The organism is Rhizobium sp. RSm-3, assembly GCF_001854685.1.
GTDB classification, from domain to species: Bacteria; Pseudomonadota; Alphaproteobacteria; order Rhizobiales; family Rhizobiaceae; genus Rhizobium; species Rhizobium ecuadorense.
Window position 1 is genome coordinate 428385 of the sequence record NZ_MAWZ01000002.1, and the last position, 15004, is coordinate 443388.

Sequence of the window (15004 nt, forward strand, 5' to 3'; positions counted from 1 at the left end):
AGAGAAAAACGACGCTGTCAGGAGACCGCGTCGAGACCTTTGTCGAGAAGACGGTCAAGCAGTTCCAGCTCGGCTGCCGTCAGTACGACGCCTTCCGTCTCGGACTTCCGGCGGGCGGCGAAGCGGCGCTGCGAAGGCAGGCGGGCGCCGCTGCCGACGATCGCCTCGAAGAGCAGTTCGGCACGAGCGAAGGGATCACCAGGCCGGCCGGCGGCAAAGGCTTGCGGCGACATGGCGATGATGAGTTCGCCATGGAACGGGGCGAGTGTCGTCGTGCCGAGATAGTCGAGCACCTCAGGGCTGGTGAGATCGCCGATCATGATGCCGGCGAGCAGTTCGATCATCGTGCCGATGGCCGATCCCTTGTGTCCGCCGAAGGGCAGCATGGCGCCCGCAAGCGCGGCTTCCGGATCGGTCGTCGGATTGCCGTCGGCATCGATCGCCCAGCCCTCGGGAAGCTGCTTGCCGGCGCGGCGGTGCAGCTCGATTTCTCCGCGGGCGGCGACGGAGGTCGCAAAGTCGAAAACGTAGGGCGAGGTGTCCTTGCGCGGCCAGCCGAAGGCGAAGGGGTTCGTGCCGAGCAGCGGCTTGTTGCCGCCGGCGGGCGCGACGGTCGCATAGCTCGGGCACATGACGAGGCCGGCAAGGCCCTCTTTGGCCACCGCCTCCACCTCGGGCCAGAGCGCCGAGAAGTGGCTGCAGTCATTGATGACGAGGGCGGCAATGCCGAGCTTGCGTGCGCGTTCGGCCAGCGCCGGCACGCCGAGTTCGAAGGCCGCATTGGCAAAGCCGCCGTCAGCATTGACCTTGACGATAGCCGACCCCTCGTTGAAGTCCAGCTTCGGCATCGCGTCAGGCTTCACCTTGCCTGATTTGACGGTGCGCAGAGCGCCTTCGATGCGGTAGATGCCGTGCGATTTGCAGGCGTCGCGCTCACCGGCGACGATCACCCGGGCAAGCGCCCCGGCCTGCACGGCATTGAGGCCGGCCTTGCGAAAGATGGCTTCGACACGGCCATGCAGGTCGGCTATCGGCAAGGTGGTGTTCGTCATGCTGCGTTTCTCCTCGGCCAGGGTTTCATGGGACATTTATCCTGCATACATATAGTATGCAGGATAAATCAACGTTCGCAATTCGCCCGGTGGCAAATTTGCCAGGACACTCCCGCGTTTCCTGGCTGCCGGAGAACCTGAAGCACTTCGTCGATCAGCAGGTCGTCGGCCGAGGTTATGGCACCTGTAGCGAATACGTATGCGAGTTGATCCGCCGCGACAGAGATCGGCAGCATTTGCGCGATCTCCTGCTCGAGGGTGCTGCATCCAAGACGACCGAGCCAGTCGATGCCAGCTATTTCGACAATTTACGCGACCGCGCCTCGAGACAAAGCTCCAAGTGACCGCAAGGCCGGTTCCCCTGAATTCCCTTGCGATGTTCAATCACGACGAGCCCAGCAAGGCGTTGATCTCGGCACGCGACGGCATGGCGGGGGCTGTGCCCGACCGGGTTACGGCGATTGCAGCGGTCGCAGAACCGAAACGGACGGCCTCGATCGGCGTTTGTCCTTCCGAAATCGCCGTCGCGAAACCGCCGAGAAAGGCGTCCCCTGCCCCGGTGGTGTCGATGACATTTCCTGCCGAGAATGCAGGGACGAATTCGCTCTGATCGGCGGTGTGATAGTAAGCGCCACGTCCACCAAGGGTGATGACCGCCGCCCGCGCCCCTCGGCCGAGCAGGGCGCTGCCCGCCGCACGGACCTGCTCATCGGTTGTGATCGCATGGCCCACCAATTCGGCGGCTTCCACCTCATTGGGTACGATGAAATCGCACAGCCCGTAGATTTCGTCCGGAATGGCCCGCGCCGGCGCGGGATTGAAGATCGTCGTGACCCCTGCCCTTTTCGCCATCGAGAGGCCGTGCAAGGCGGCCTCAAGCGGCTGTTCGAGTTGAGTCATGAAAATCGCGGCGCTTTCGATCGCCGCCCGGTTCGCTTCGACGTCTTCGATGCCGATAAGGCCCGCGGCACCCGGCACGACGATGATGGCATTGTCGCCGCTCACTTCGTCGACGAAGATGAAGGCAGCACCACTGGAAACACCATCCATCTTCATCACATTGGCTTTGACGCCCGCCTGGGAGTAGGCGGCAAGGGCCATCTCGCCGAACGGGTCGTTGCCGACCCGTGAGATGAAGGTCACCTTGCCGCCGGCCTTTGCCGCGGCAATCGCCTGATTGGAGCCCTTGCCTCCCGGCCCGAGCGTGAAACCCGATCCCATCAGCGTCTCGGCAATATGAGGCAGGCGTTTTGCCTTATAGGCGGTGTCGGCTGCAAAAATGCCGAGAATGACGATCCCGCTTTTCTCGCTCATCTCAGAGCCTCCGCCGCTGGAATGACACCCTTGGTCAGAAGGAAGCATCCGTAGAAGCGCAGTTCCCCCGTTGCGATGACGCAATAGGCCTTTTTGGCGATGTCATAGAAGGCCATCCGTTCGACAGGATACATCGGCGATGGTTTGCCTTCGGCGCGGTCGACGATCGCCTGGACTTCCTGCTGAATCGGGGGAATCTCACCCGGCTTGCCAATTACTTCCATGCGGCCCACCGAAGGCTGGATCGGCGTGTCCAGCGGCAAGACCGAAAGGATCGCATCGATCGCCTGCGGCGCGGGAATATTTTCCATGGTCAGCAGCGTCCCCAGGCGAGTCTGCCGGGCAATCGAATCCGACGGAAAATTCATGTCTGAGATGACGAGATAATCGCCATGTCCCATGTTGCAAAGTGCTTGAAGAATGTCGCCGTTGAGTTCGGCCCGAATTCCCTTGAGCATCGATCTTCCATCCTTTTCTCGTCGCCGGAGCACCGGCTCTGCTTCAATTCGTATGGCCGGCGCTATCGGCTTTGGGTTGCGGGCACGGGCCGCTGGAACCGCGCACGATCAGCGATCCGTCGACCATTTCGTCTTCCGCACCCGGTGGTTCCGCTAGGAGAAGGCCGACCGCACGCCGCGCCAGCATGTCGGCCGGCTGACGTATGGTCGTCAGCCTGGGAACGACGAGATTGGCGAGCGAAATATCGTCGAAGCCTGTCACCGACAGTTTTCGCGGCACGTCGATCTTGAGGTCTCGCGCGGCGCGCAGCGCGCCGATGGCCTGCTGATCGCTGGCAGCCGCAATCGCCGTCGGCCGATCCTGGGACGGGCGCGAAAGCAGGTCGCGGGCAATTCTTTCACCGGACTCGTAGTCGAACCTGCCATAGGCAATTTCCAGTTCAACGGGTTCGCCTGTTTTGCCGAACCCGTCCATGCGGCCGACAAAACCCTCCTTGCGCATGCGCCCTGCCTCGGTATCGGCCGGCCCGGCAATATAGGCGATGCGGCGGTGCCCGAGCCCGTAGAGATGGTCGGCAATCAGCGCAGCTGCCTGCGCATGGTTGGTCGACACAAGGGGAAAGGTGCCGAAGCGCCGGTCCAGCGATATGATCGGCACCGATGCCGGCAGATCGAGGCCTGAACCGTCGCTCGAAGCCACCACGATGATGCCGCGCACCGACCGGTGGAGAAAGGCTGAAACGTGGCTCTGCTCCGCCTCGCGATCGTCATGCGAGCTTGCCAGCATCAGGCTATGCGCACGCTCGAGCGCCGCACGCTCGACGCTTGCCGCAAGCTGCGCAAAGAACGGATTGGTGATATCGGGAACGATCAGGCCGATGACATCGGTTCTGCTGGTGCGCAGCGCTCTCGCGGTGACGTTGGGGCGATAACCGAGCGCCGAAATAGCGTCGTTGACCTTGTCCCGCAGCATGGGTTTGACCGCGGCTTCGCCCGACAGCACGCGCGAAACGGTGCCGACAGAGACGCCTGCATATTCGGCAACATCCTTGACTGTCGGCATCTTTGGCATGTTCGACATCCCGCAGCTACTTGACGGCGCCCGCGGTCATCCCGGCAATGATGTGCTTTTCCAGCACGACGCCGACGACGACAAGCGGAAGGATGCCGGCAGTGGAAAGGGCGGCCATCGACCACCAGTTGATGCCCTGGCTGCCGGTCTGGCTAGCAATCATCACCGGCAGCGTGTTGGTATTGGTGGAGGTCAGCAGTGCGGCGAAGAAATATTCGTTCCAGCACAGGATCAGCGCCAACAGGAACGCGGCCACCATGCCCGGCAGAACGAGCGGCACGATGATCCGGGCAAAGGCGCCCCAGATCGACAGACCATCGACCAGAGCCGCCTCCTCGAGCTCTACCGGGATGGTGGCGAACTGGTCGCGCATGATCCAGACGACGATCGGCAGGACCATCAGCGTGTAGACGGCGATCATGCCGGCATAAGTATCGAGCAGCGCCAGCTCCTTGTAGAGAACCAGGAACGGCAGAGCGAGGACGACCGGCGGCATGATCAGCTGCGACAGGAAGAAAAAGGAGATGTCGGAATTGCGCATATGGCCGAACTTGTAGGAAAAGCGGCTGAGGCCGTAGGCCGCCAGCGATCCGAGCACGACCGCAAGCGCGGATGCCGCAACCGAGATGATGATGCTGTTCCAGAGCCTGCGCATAAACTCGTCACGCACCGTCGATACCTGGGAAATCGTATCGGGAGAGAGCCCGAGCGAGCGCCAGCCGAGCCAGCTGGGGGTAAAGTTGAACCAGGGGATCAGATTGCCGCGCATGACATCGGCGGCTGTTTTGAACGAGGTCGACACCGTCCAGAACAGCGGGAAGATGCAGACACACGCCCAGGTGACGAGTAGGCCGTAGACGGCCAGACGCATGGCCCACCAGCGAATGCGCTGAGCCCGCCCGTATTTTTCGAAATCGATGCGAACCATCAGAGCCTTCCTGTCATCCGCTTCACGATACGGTCTGCGATCTTCATCAGCCCCGTCATCCCGAAGACGATGATCACCAGATAGACGAGCGCGAGCAAGGTACCGTATCCGACATTCGACCGGTCGCGGTATTCACGATAGATGAAACTGGTGACGGAATCGGTCGCGCCGCCGGGGCCTCCCGACGTCACCGTGATGATGATGTCGGCGAGCTTGAGCTTGAAGATCACGCGGATCATCACCGCCGTCACCGACACCGGCAGCATGAGCGGGAAAGTAACCTTCCAGAAGCGCTGCCATTTGGTGGCCCCATCGACTTCGGCCGCCTCCAGCACCTCCCTGGACAAGCCCTGCAATCCGGCAAGCAGCATGATCATCATGAAGGGAATGAAGGTCCAGGCATCCATGATCATGATCGACAGTTTCGCCGTCAGCGGATCGCCGAAGAAGGACGGGTTTTCCCAGCCGAGCCAGCGGGCGAAGCGCGCGATCGGGCCGAAACGAGTCTCCAGCATCGACTTGCCGACCATCCAGCTCACCGCGACCGGCGACAGCATCAAAGGGATGAGGAAGGTGACCCGCCAGAATTTTCGCGCGATAATTTCCTGGTTGAGGAGCAGCGCCAGTCCGAAGGCGATCGCATATTCGACTACGATCGCCAGGCAATAAAGGATCATGTTCAGCAGGGCATTGGCATAGAACGGATCGGCGATCATCCGGCGCACATTGTCGAGCCCATTGAAGCGCCGCCCGGTCGAGGAGGCGAGGTTCCAATCGGAAAAGCCGATCCAGAGCGCAAAGAGCAGCGGGAAGACCACCATCGACACGACGAAAAGCGCGGCCGGCAGAACAAAAAGCGCCTTCTTGCCCGGCTCGCCGTGGATGACGACGCGCGTGACGCAAAGAACGGCGGCCCAGAGAAAATAGGCATAAAGAACCGGCCGCCAGTTCGCAAAACCCCAACCGGTCCAGCCCAGTTCATGGATGCCCTGCAAGACAAAGGATGTGATGAACCATATGGCACTCAGCCATAGAGCCGTGCGGCCCCAGAAACGACGGCTCGCGGAAATGGAGCCGGCTTCGACCGTGTGCAGCAGGTCGCCTTCGACTGTCGACATGATTTTCCTCGTCCGGACAGAATGGGCGCCGGCGAACCGCTTCCGGTCCGCCGGCGTATTGGTGTCAAACGATCAGAGCCCGAGGCTCGCCCGATAGAGTTTCAGCTGGCTGTCGCGGCCGATCTGGTCGGTGATCTTTTCCCAGGCGGCCGCAATCGCATCCGCGGTCTCCTGCGCCGACTTGTACTGTCCGGCAAAGCCCTTTGCCAATTCGTCCTCGGCGACGGAATAATATTGGAAGATACCGGGGATGCGCGGTTCGATGGCGGCGTTCGGGTGGTTGTAGCTGTCGGCGTTCGAACCCAGATAGTCCTCGATATAGGCGCGGTCGTAACCTGCCTTTTCCCATTCGTCGTAGTTGAAGTTGGACTGGCGGTAAGGCTGGAAACCGGAGGGATAGGCCGACGTCCACAAGGACAGATCCTTGCCGCCGAGATGGGCAGCAGCAGACCAGGCCGCCTTGCGCTTCTTCTCGTCGCCGGAGACCTGCTTGGTGACATAGATGCCCCAGCCGAGATAGGCCATGTTGGGCGCTTCGTTATACTTGTCTTCCCATTGCCCGGTCTTGCGGTTGTAGACCCGGTTGGAGCCGCGGTTGATACCGAAGCCGACCACATCGCCCACGACCGACGAGTCCGAAGTGCGCGCGCTGGAGCCGACATCGCCCCACCACATCAGCATGGCGCCGGTGCCCGCCAGGAACTGCGAGAAGGCCGTGGTGCCGGGGTCGGCATTGATCTGATCGGCCGGATAGGCCTTGGCCGCGATCAGATCCAGGACGTCCTGGATCGCCTGGACCCATGCGGGGTTATTGACCAGCGGCTTCATGTTTTCGGGATCGAACAGCCAGGCCGGATCACCCGGATATTTGGCATAGGCCGTCGCGCGGTTCTCGATGAAATAGAAGCCGAAACCGCCCCAGCCCTTGAGCGGGTCGAGATAGCCGTAGGCCGGCTGGCCGGTCAGCGGATCGGTCTTGCCGATCAGCGCCTTGGAGGCCGCGTTGACCTCCTGCCAGGTCTTCGGCGGCTCGGCCATGCCGCTGATGGAGCCCTCTCCGAAATAATCCTTGCGATAGGCGAAGGTGTGGCAGTCGCCGTCGATCGTGACGCGATAGGTCTTGCCGCCCCAGGTGCCGACCGGCGGCTTCAGGTAACTCACCAGGTCGTCGGCCTCGATCTGCTTTGCAGCCCAGTCCGGCATCTCGTCCAGCAGCCCGCGTCCGGCAGTGTCGCCTTCGAACGGGGCGCCCATTTCCAGAATGTCGAAATCGACGGTGCCGGTCGCGATCGATTGCTGAAGGCGGGCGTTGTAGTCGGCCTGTGCAAGGTCGATCCAGTTGATCTTGGCGCCGGTATAAGCCTCCCAGGGCTTCAGGAAGCCGCGGAACAGGAAGTTGTGCAGGTTCTGATTGTTGAGCCCCATGAAGGTCAGCTCGACACCGGCAAATTCGCCCTGCTTGACGTTGGCCTTGGTCGGGCCGAGGCAGAGTTCGCCGACTTTCTGCCAGTCCGCATCCGTCGGCGAGCCCTTGCCGACGCCCGGAATCTGCAGGATCCGGGCGCGCAGATCGTCGGCGGCGGCAATCGCCATGCCGGGAATTCCGCCCATCGCACCGGATAGACCGAGCAGAGCCGCAGCGCTCGCCGTTCCGCGCAGGACGTCGCGGCGACTTGCCTGACGGCGCATCAATGCATCGTATATTTCGACTTTCATACTTTCCTCCTCCACGTTTTTGCGCTGCCGCCAGCCATCTTTCCGGATTGGCTCCGGTCCGATTTTCGCACTGGTCTCGTGCAGAACTATCTGGTAAACAAAAAAATGAAACGTTTCATATTGATGTTCGAAACCGCTCCTCTCGGCCTCGCCAGCGAGAATTAGACGGCAAGCGGCAAAAGTCAACAAGAAATGAAACGTTTCATGGAGGAGGTCCTACGGTATCTCAAGCAATGGCGGAACGCGGTTCCCCCGAGCCCAATGCCGTGGATAATTGTCAAGCGATGCATATCCCTTGGGACCGCCCCTGGGGTGGTCGGAAAGCGATTGGGAGGCATATGGCTGAGGTCAATATTTCAGAGGCGCGCAAGGCCTATGGCGCCGTAAATATCCTGCATGGCGTCGATATCGACATTCGCGACGGCGAGTTTGTGGTGCTCGTCGGCCCGTCCGGTTGCGGCAAATCGACATTGCTGCGCATGGTCGCGGGGCTCGAAAGCATCACCGGCGGGACCATCTCGATCGGCGGAAAGGTCGTCAACAACCTGCCGCCGAAGGATCGCGACATCGCCATGGTCTTTCAGAGCTATGCGCTCTATCCGCATAAAACCGTTGCCGAAAACATGGTCTTTGCGCTCCGTCTGCAGAAGCAGCCTGCCGATATCATCAAGCAGCGGCTGCAGGCGGCGGCCGAAACCCTCGACCTCGTGCCCTATCTCGACCGCTATCCGCGCCAGCTTTCGGGCGGCCAGCGCCAGCGCGTGGCGATGGGACGCGCCATCGTCCGATCGCCGCAGGTTTTCCTGTTCGACGAGCCCTTGTCGAACCTCGACGCCAAGCTGCGCGTGCAGATGCGCAAGGAGATCAAGGAACTGCACCAGCGACTGAGAACCACGACGATCTATGTCACCCACGATCAGGTCGAAGCGATGACCATGGCCGACAAGATCGTGGTCATGCAGGGCGGCAAGGTCGAACAGATCGGCACGCCGCTGGAACTCTACGATCGTCCCCGCAATACATTCGTGGCGGCCTTTATCGGCTCACCGTCGATGAATCTGCTGAAAGGCCGTTACAAGGCCGATGGTGCGATCTTCGTCACCGAGACCGGTGACGAGATCGCGCTCGGCTTTAACCCGCAGGCGTCCGACGGGCAGACCGTGCTTCTCGGCGTGCGGCCTGAACACCTTTCGCTCAGCCAAAGCGGCCTCGACACGACGGTCAGCGTCACCGAACCCACCGGCCATGAGACGATGGTCTTCCTGCGCTACGGGTCCGGCGAGCTTGTCGCGGTGCTTTCCGACCGTCACGACTTTGAGCCGGGCCAGGTCGCGACCATCGCCGCTCGGCCAGGGAAGCTTCATCTTTTCGATGCGGAATCCGGCAAGACATTGCGACCGGATTGAGCGGGCATCGCTTCAGAAGAGCCGCCGAACGTTTAGTGGCGGGTCAGTTCAATTTCAGCTCCAACATCAATTGTGCTGGAAGATCGATCGTTATTGTCGATCCGTCGGCTTTGGCAAAGGCCATTTCGCCCTCCTGCCATGCATCATATTGCATGTCGATCCGTATCCCGCCGCGCTCCAGGATAGCCCAGGAGAAATCGAGGCCGCCGCCCTTTCGGACGGACCAGCCGGCAGCCCCCAGCGTTTCGATGACCGCTCGCCAGCTTTCTTCCGATATGTCGGACAGACAAATCCGATCAGACATGCGCTCTTTCATCCCACAACGAGATAGGTTCAAAGTGGAATCGCGGTCACGGGGCCAACCGCTACGCACTCGATTTGGAGTAGAGTCCAAGGTTGCCGCCGATGGCGAATCCGCTGCGCTGATAAAATTGCGACAACGCCCCTTCCCGCTGTGAGATCAACCAGACGCTGTTGCATCCCTCGATCTTTGCCGTTTCGAAAACGGCCGACAGCAGCGCGGTCCCTATTCCAGTACCCTGCGCCTCAGGCAGGACCGAAAGCTCATCCAGATAAATGACCGGACCGGCATGGCGCCTCTGTCGTATGCCGAGCGCAATCCCCAGCACCTTGCCTCCGTCGATGGCCGCAAGGGCAATGGATTTGGGGGTATCAAGCACGTTGTTTACATTTTCAATGGCCGCTTCAAGCGACCAATTCTCGTTCCACGGAGGTCCCGCATAGGCACTGACCAGCACGCCGGCGGCGCCACTGAGATGTTCTCGCATAAGACGTTCAATCCGAAACGACATAATCCACCTGACGTTGAGTGAAATGACATGTGCCGCAGTTCGGCCAGTAACGCAACCGGGTTCCGAAACGCACGATATAAGCGGGACGGCAAAGCTCTTAAGCTTGACACGCTCACCGACGGCGCTTTACGACTATCCGCATTCACCAGGGGGGTCCCGGCAAGGGGCTGAGATACTGCTGGACAATACGGCTTTGCCGGTTGTGGCGCAGTGACCCGTTGAACCTGATCCAGTTCATACTGGCGTAGGGACGGTGCAAGCGCTCGAAGGCTTCGGATTCACGCGTGGAATCCATGCCGGCGTCTTTCCATCATTCCGGCTGATTGACTGGGTCTCCAACCACCACTTGGAGCCTCAAACCATGACCATTGCCGCAAAAATCCTCACCCCGACCGTCACCACCGGCCCGCTGCCCGCCTCGCGGAAGATCCATATTGCGGGAGATATCCACAGTAATATCCGCGTGCCGATGCGCGAAATCAGCGTTCACCCGACCGCCGGCGAGCCGCCTGTCATCGTCTATGATTCCTCAGGTCCCTACACGATCGAAGGTGCGGAGATCCGCATCGAGCAAGGCCTGCCGCCACTGCGCCGCGACTGGCTGCTGGCCCGCGGCGATATCGAAGCCTATGACGGCCGCCATGTCCGCCCCGAGGATAACGGCTTCGTCAGCGGCGACCGGCTGACGCCGGAATTCCCCGGACGGCGCCAGCCGCTGCGCGCCAAGGACGGCAAAGCCGTCACCCAGCTCGCCTATGCACGCGCCGGCATCATCACGCCGGAGATGGAGTTCATCGCCATTCGCGAGAATCTCGGCCGCAAGGCCAAGGCCGAAGCGCTGGTGCGCGACGGCGAGAGCTTCGGCGCCGATATTCCCGATCACGTCACGCCGGAATTCGTCCGCCGGGAAGTCGCCGCCGGTCGGGCGATCATCCCCGCCAACATCAACCACCCCGAAGCCGAGCCGATGATCATCGGTCGGAATTTTCTGGTGAAGATCAACGCCAATATCGGCAATTCCGCCGTCACCTCATCAATGGCCGAAGAAGTCGAGAAGATGGTCTGGGCCGCCCGCTGGGGCGCCGATACGGTCATGGATCTTTCGACCGGCCGCAACATCCACAATATCCGCGAATGGATCGTCCGCAATTCGCCACTGCCGATCGGCACGGTGCCGCTGTATCAGGCGCTGGAAAAGGTCGGCGGCATCGCCGAGGATCTTACCTGGGAAATTTATCGCGATACGCTGATCGAGCAAGCGGAACAGGGCGTCGACTATTTCACCATCCATGCCGGCGTGCGGCTGCATTACATCCCGCTCACCGTCAACCGCGTCACCGGCATCGTCTCGCGCGGCGGTTCGATTATGGCCAAGTGGTGTCTGCATCATCACCGCGAGAGCTTCCTTTACGAGCATTTCGAAGAGATCTGCGACATCTGCCGGGCCTATGACGTCTCCTTCTCGCTCGGAGACGGCCTGCGTCCGGGTTCGATTGCCGACGCCAACGACGCGGCACAGTTCGCAGAATTGGAAACGCTCGGCGAACTGACCAAGATCGCCTGGGCGAGGGGTTGCCAAGTGATGATCGAGGGCCCCGGCCACGTGCCGATGCACAAGATCAAGGAGAACATGGACAAGCAGCTCGCCGTCTGCGGCGAGGCGCCCTTCTACACGCTGGGACCGCTGACGACCGATATCGCGCCCGGCTACGACCATATCACCTCCGGCATCGGTGCGGCGATGATCGGCTGGTTCGGCACGGCTATGCTCTGCTACGTCACCCCGAAAGAGCATCTCGGCCTGCCCGACCGCAGCGACGTCAAGACCGGCGTCATCACCTATAAGATCGCCGCCCATGCCGCCGACCTCGCCAAGGGCCATCCGGCGGCGCGCCTTCGAGACGACGCGCTGTCGCGGGCGCGTTTCGAATTCCGCTGGGAAGACCAGTTCAACCTGTCGCTCGATCCCGAAACGGCCCGCTCCTTCCACGATGAGACGCTTCCGAAGGAAGCCCACAAGGTGGCGCATTTCTGTTCGATGTGCGGCCCGAAATTTTGCTCCATGCGCATATCGCATGACATCCGCGCCGAAGCGCAGAAGGAGGGGCTGGACGCGATGGCGGCGAAATACCGTGAGGGCGGCGATCTCTATATGCCGATCGAGACCTCCGCGCACGGGGCGGACTGACATGCGCGTGCTTGTCAAAGGGGCCGGCGTCGCCGGCCTCACCGTCGCCCGCGAGCTGCATGCCCGCGGTGCCGATGTCACGGTCTTCGACCCGCACCCGAACTTCGCTCGTGCGGCGTCCTGGCTCGCCGGCGGCATGCTGGCGCCCTGGTGCGAGCGGGAAAGCGCCGATGAGGCGGTGCTGACGGGCGGCCTCGATGCCGCCGATCGCTGGGAAGCGATCCTGCCGGGCAGCACCGTCCGCAACGGCACGCTCGTCGTCGCCTCGACGCGCGACCATGGCGAGCTGAAGCGATTTGCCGGCCGCACGACCGGTTATCAATGGGTTGACGAGAACGATATCGCCGCCCTTGAGCCCGCGCTCGCCACCCGTTTCAGGCACGGCCTGTTCTTCCCAGGTGAGGCGCATCTGGACCCGCGCCAGGCGCTGCGGGCGCTGAAAGAGCAACTGGCGGCAAACGGCGCCACCTTTACCGACGTAGCGCCGGACGATGACGATTTCTCCGATATCGTCGACTGCACAGGTGCTGCCCGCATCGGGCGAGAGCGCGACCTGCGCGGCGTGCGGGGCGAAATGCTCTATCTCCATACCGAAGAGGTCACGCTGGCCCGGCCCGTCCGCCTGCTGCATCCGCGTTTTCCCGTCTATATCGTTCCCCGCGGCAACGGCTTTTTCATGATCGGCGCGACGATGATCGAGACCGATTCCGACGGCCCGATCACCGCGCGTTCGCTGATGGAACTGCTGAACACGGCCTATGCGCTGCACCCGGCTTTTGCCGACGCCGCCGTCGTCGAAACCGGCGCCGGCATCCGCCCTGCCCTGCCCGACAATCTTCCGCGCGTCGTGCGGGAGGGGAAGGTCGTCGTTTTCAACGGTCTTTATCGCCACGGTTTTCTGCTGGCGCCGACCATGGCGGCCGAGGCCGCCGATCTCGTTTTTTCCAAATAGCCGAAGCAAAGGAACTCCCAATGCAACTGATCATCAATGGCGAAGCCCAGACAATCGCCGCCACGACGCTTTTGCAGCTTCTGGCCGCGCTCGATTACGAAGGCGACTGGCTGGCGACCGCCGTCAATGGCGAACTGGTCCATCGCGAGGATCGCGGCGAGCATATGCTGCACGATCATGACCGGATCGAAATCCTGACCCCGATGCAGGGAGGCTGAGCATGCTTGATCTTTATGGAAGCCAAATCGCATCACGCCTGCTTCTCGGCACCGCCCGTTACCCCTCGCCGGCGATCCTCGCCCAATCCATCACGCGCTCTAAAACGGAGATCGTCACCGTATCGCTGCGCCGCGAAATGGCCGGCGGGCGCAATGGCGGCGCTTTCTTCGACATGATCCGCTCGCTCGGCGTTCACGTTCTCCCCAACACGGCCGGCTGCCACGGCGTCTCCGAGGCGGTGTTGACGGCAAAGATGGCCCGGGAAGTCTTTCGTACCAACTGGATCAAGCTGGAGGTGATCGGCAATCACGACACGCTGCAGCCGGATGTTTTCGCGCTGGTGGAAGCGGCGCGCATCCTCACCGGCGATGGTTTCGAGGTCTTTCCATACACGACCGACGATCTGGTCGTCGCCGAGCGCCTCATCGACGCCGGCTGCCGGGTGCTGATGCCCTGGTGCGCGCCGATCGGATCTGCGGCGGGACCTCAAAACCTCGCCGCACTTCGATCGATGCGGGCGCATTTTGCAGACGTGCCGCTGATCGTGGATGCCGGCATCGGCAGGCCCTCGCATGCGGCCATCGTCATGGAGCTGGGCTTCGATGCCGTGCTGCTCAACACTGCTGTCGCTGGCGCCGGCGACCCGGCCGCGATGGCGGAGGCCTTTGCCAAGGCAATCGATGCCGGTAGGCAGGCGTTCGGCGCCGGCATGCTGGAGCCGCGCGACATGGCCGTGCCTTCGACACCGGTGATCGGAAAGGCGGTGTTTGCATGACGCTCGACCCCTTTTATCTGATCGTCGACAGCGCCGACTGGATCCGAAGGCTGGTGCCGCTTGGCGTCAAATTGGTTCAACTTCGCATCAAGGATCGCACTGTGACGGAGACGCGAGCAGATATCCGCGCGGCGAAAGCGATCTGCAAAGCCCACGCATGCCAGTTGATCGTCAACGACTACTGGCAACTCGCCATCGAGGAAGGCTGCGATTTCATCCATCTCGGCCAGGAGGATCTGGCCGCCGCCGATCTTGGCGCCATCCGCGAAGCAGGTTTGAAGCTCGGGCTTTCGACGCATGACGAGGCGGAGCTGGCGGTCGCGCTTGCCGCACATCCGGATTATATCGCCCTCGGCCCGATCTATCCGACCATCCTCAAGGCCATCCCCTGGGCGCCGCAGGGCCTCGAACGCATCGGGGCGTGGAAAACCCATATCGGCGGCACACCGCTTGTCGCGATCGGCGGGCTGACGGTGGAACGCATTGCCGGCGTTTTCAAGAACGGGGCCGACAGTGCCGCGGTCGTGACCGATATCACGCGCAATCTCGATCCTGAACAACGGACCCTGGCGTGGATTGCCGCAACCCGCTCATTTCGCCGTGACCCTTGAAGAGCGAATTTTCTCGCGCAAAGGACTGTGCATACAAACTATGATCTGCTTCCGCGCTTCTGGCCTATCCATTGTACGTCGCGTGAAAGGACCGCTGCGGCAACATCCACATTTCCGGCACGCAACGCATTGAGAATGGCACCATGATCGCGGTCAGTGGGCTCCTGTTCAGGATCTGAAAGGCTGCCAAAGGCGCTGACGCCAATAGGAGCGCCTCATTCGTTGCGGTTCCAGCCTTTGCTTTCACCGGTCTTGGCGACAAGAGCCGCATAGTCCGCGCTTATCTCTTCCAGCTTTTTCACCAATTCGGAATCAGCCCCGCCGAGCAGGCTTATGTAAGCTTCGCCTTGTTTGGACTTCGCCCAACATTGCCGACAAATCGT

General features: G+C 61.7%; 16 protein-coding genes and 1 riboswitch. Of the genes, 7 read left to right on the forward strand and 9 right to left on the reverse strand.

The genetic code is table 11. The features are described 5' to 3' along the window. Positions 1–17: 17 nt before the first annotated feature. A complete protein-coding gene (locus tag BBJ66_RS05190) occupies positions 18–1052 on the reverse strand; it encodes an Ldh family oxidoreductase (RefSeq protein WP_071085740.1) in 1035 nt (344 codons plus the stop codon). 56 nt (positions 1053–1108) lie between these two features. On the opposite strand from BBJ66_RS05190, the gene BBJ66_RS05195 reads away from it, so the two are divergent. Then, the gene (locus tag BBJ66_RS05195) at positions 1109–1396 is read left to right on the forward strand and encodes a ribbon-helix-helix domain-containing protein (RefSeq protein ID WP_071085422.1); all 288 of its coding nucleotides are present in this window, start codon (positions 1109–1111) and stop codon (positions 1394–1396) included. Positions 1397–1436: 40 nt separating this feature from the next. Here the strand turns inward: BBJ66_RS05195 and rbsK are convergent, their stop codons facing one another. From rbsK to BBJ66_RS05225, 6 genes are all read right to left on the reverse strand, one after another. Next, positions 1437–2366, reverse strand: coding sequence for a ribokinase (rbsK, locus tag BBJ66_RS05200; protein WP_071085424.1), 930 nt, complete (start codon positions 2364–2366; stop codon positions 1437–1439). Further along, entirely contained in the window at positions 2363–2824 is a 462-nt protein-coding gene (locus BBJ66_RS05205; protein ID WP_049736352.1) for an RbsD/FucU family protein, read from the reverse strand. The genes rbsK and BBJ66_RS05205 overlap by 4 nt, the downstream gene beginning before the upstream one ends. A gap of 43 nt (positions 2825–2867) precedes the next feature. Further along, complete coding sequence (locus tag BBJ66_RS05210; protein ID WP_049736357.1) at positions 2868–3896, reverse strand: LacI family DNA-binding transcriptional regulator; 1029 nt, start codon at positions 3894–3896, stop codon at positions 2868–2870. A gap of 16 nt (positions 3897–3912) precedes the next feature. Next, positions 3913–4824 (reverse strand): carbohydrate ABC transporter permease, encoded by a 912-nt coding sequence (locus BBJ66_RS05215; protein ID WP_071085426.1) that lies wholly within the window; start codon positions 4822–4824, stop codon positions 3913–3915. Continuing rightward, positions 4824–5942 carry a carbohydrate ABC transporter permease gene (locus tag BBJ66_RS05220; protein WP_071085428.1) on the reverse strand — a complete coding sequence of 373 codons (1119 nt, stop codon included), beginning with the start codon at positions 5940–5942 and terminating at the stop codon, positions 4824–4826. The genes BBJ66_RS05215 and BBJ66_RS05220 overlap by 1 nt, the downstream gene beginning before the upstream one ends. Before the next feature lie 72 nt (positions 5943–6014). Continuing rightward, positions 6015–7658, reverse strand: a complete 1644-nt coding sequence (locus tag BBJ66_RS05225) for an extracellular solute-binding protein (RefSeq protein ID WP_049736349.1) — start codon at positions 7656–7658, stop codon at positions 6015–6017. 338 nt (positions 7659–7996) lie between these two features. Between BBJ66_RS05225 and BBJ66_RS05230 the strand changes: the two genes are divergently transcribed. Then, on the forward strand, positions 7997–9064 hold the full coding sequence (locus BBJ66_RS05230; RefSeq protein WP_071085430.1) for an ABC transporter ATP-binding protein: 1068 nt from the start codon (positions 7997–7999) through the stop codon (positions 9062–9064). A 43-nt stretch (positions 9065–9107) separates the two neighbouring features. Here BBJ66_RS05230 and BBJ66_RS05235 read toward each other — a convergent pair whose 3' ends face one another. Both BBJ66_RS05235 and BBJ66_RS05240 read right to left on the reverse strand, forming a co-directional pair. Beyond that, positions 9108–9368: a hypothetical protein gene (locus tag BBJ66_RS05235; protein WP_049732723.1), complete on the reverse strand. Its 261-nt coding sequence runs from the start codon at positions 9366–9368 to the stop codon at positions 9108–9110. A gap of 61 nt (positions 9369–9429) precedes the next feature. Further along, entirely contained in the window at positions 9430–9876 is a 447-nt protein-coding gene (locus BBJ66_RS05240; protein ID WP_071085432.1) for a GNAT family N-acetyltransferase, read from the reverse strand. A gap of 137 nt (positions 9877–10013) precedes the next feature. Beyond that, positions 10014–10145, forward strand: a riboswitch (TPP riboswitch). 92 nt (positions 10146–10237) lie between these two features. Between BBJ66_RS05240 and thiC the strand changes: the two genes are divergently transcribed. Genes thiC through BBJ66_RS05265 form a run of 5 tightly spaced genes read left to right on the forward strand, consistent with a single transcriptional unit; the run spans position 10238 to position 14621 of the window. Next, complete coding sequence (thiC, locus tag BBJ66_RS05245; RefSeq protein WP_071085742.1) at positions 10238–12064, forward strand: phosphomethylpyrimidine synthase ThiC; 1827 nt, start codon at positions 10238–10240, stop codon at positions 12062–12064. Between the two features lies 1 nt (position 12065). After that, positions 12066–13016: a glycine oxidase ThiO gene (thiO, locus tag BBJ66_RS05250; protein WP_049732726.1), complete on the forward strand. Its 951-nt coding sequence runs from the start codon at positions 12066–12068 to the stop codon at positions 13014–13016. 20 nt (positions 13017–13036) lie between these two features. Further along, on the forward strand, positions 13037–13234 hold the full coding sequence (gene thiS / locus BBJ66_RS05255; RefSeq protein ID WP_071085434.1) for a sulfur carrier protein ThiS: 198 nt from the start codon (positions 13037–13039) through the stop codon (positions 13232–13234). A gap of 2 nt (positions 13235–13236) precedes the next feature. Beyond that, positions 13237–14010 (forward strand): thiazole synthase, encoded by a 774-nt coding sequence (locus BBJ66_RS05260; RefSeq protein WP_049732728.1) that lies wholly within the window; start codon positions 13237–13239, stop codon positions 14008–14010. Continuing rightward, positions 14007–14621: a thiamine phosphate synthase gene (locus BBJ66_RS05265; protein ID WP_049732729.1), complete on the forward strand. Its 615-nt coding sequence runs from the start codon at positions 14007–14009 to the stop codon at positions 14619–14621. Before BBJ66_RS05260 ends, BBJ66_RS05265 begins: the two co-directional genes overlap by 4 nt. The last annotated feature ends 383 nt before the right edge of the window (positions 14622–15004 follow it).

Excerpts from the sequence above, each read along its gene's own strand:
- BBJ66_RS05190 (WP_071085740.1), bottom strand. The coding sequence starts at position 1,052 with ATGACGAACACCACCTTGCCGATAGCCGACCTGCATGGCCGTGTCGAA.
- BBJ66_RS05195 (WP_071085422.1), top strand. The coding sequence starts at position 1,109 with ATGCAGGATAAATCAACGTTCGCAATTCGCCCGGTGGCAAATTTGCCA.
- rbsK (WP_071085424.1), bottom strand. The coding sequence starts at position 2,366 with ATGAGCGAGAAAAGCGGGATCGTCATTCTCGGCATTTTTGCAGCCGAC.
- BBJ66_RS05205 (WP_049736352.1), bottom strand. The coding sequence starts at position 2,824 with ATGCTCAAGGGAATTCGGGCCGAACTCAACGGCGACATTCTTCAAGCA.
- BBJ66_RS05210 (WP_049736357.1), bottom strand. The coding sequence starts at position 3,896 with ATGCCAAAGATGCCGACAGTCAAGGATGTTGCCGAATATGCAGGCGTC.
- BBJ66_RS05215 (WP_071085426.1), bottom strand. The coding sequence starts at position 4,824 with ATGGTTCGCATCGATTTCGAAAAATACGGGCGGGCTCAGCGCATTCGC.
- BBJ66_RS05220 (WP_071085428.1), bottom strand. The coding sequence starts at position 5,942 with ATGTCGACAGTCGAAGGCGACCTGCTGCACACGGTCGAAGCCGGCTCC.
- BBJ66_RS05225 (WP_049736349.1), bottom strand. The coding sequence starts at position 7,658 with ATGAAAGTCGAAATATACGATGCATTGATGCGCCGTCAGGCAAGTCGC.
- BBJ66_RS05230 (WP_071085430.1), top strand. The coding sequence starts at position 7,997 with ATGGCTGAGGTCAATATTTCAGAGGCGCGCAAGGCCTATGGCGCCGTA.
- BBJ66_RS05235 (WP_049732723.1), bottom strand. The coding sequence starts at position 9,368 with ATGTCTGATCGGATTTGTCTGTCCGACATATCGGAAGAAAGCTGGCGA.
- BBJ66_RS05240 (WP_071085432.1), bottom strand. The coding sequence starts at position 9,876 with ATGTCGTTTCGGATTGAACGTCTTATGCGAGAACATCTCAGTGGCGCC.
- thiC (WP_071085742.1), top strand. The coding sequence starts at position 10,238 with ATGACCATTGCCGCAAAAATCCTCACCCCGACCGTCACCACCGGCCCG.
- thiO (WP_049732726.1), top strand. The coding sequence starts at position 12,066 with ATGCGCGTGCTTGTCAAAGGGGCCGGCGTCGCCGGCCTCACCGTCGCC.
- thiS (WP_071085434.1), top strand. The coding sequence starts at position 13,037 with ATGCAACTGATCATCAATGGCGAAGCCCAGACAATCGCCGCCACGACG.
- BBJ66_RS05260 (WP_049732728.1), top strand. The coding sequence starts at position 13,237 with ATGCTTGATCTTTATGGAAGCCAAATCGCATCACGCCTGCTTCTCGGC.
- BBJ66_RS05265 (WP_049732729.1), top strand. The coding sequence starts at position 14,007 with ATGACGCTCGACCCCTTTTATCTGATCGTCGACAGCGCCGACTGGATC.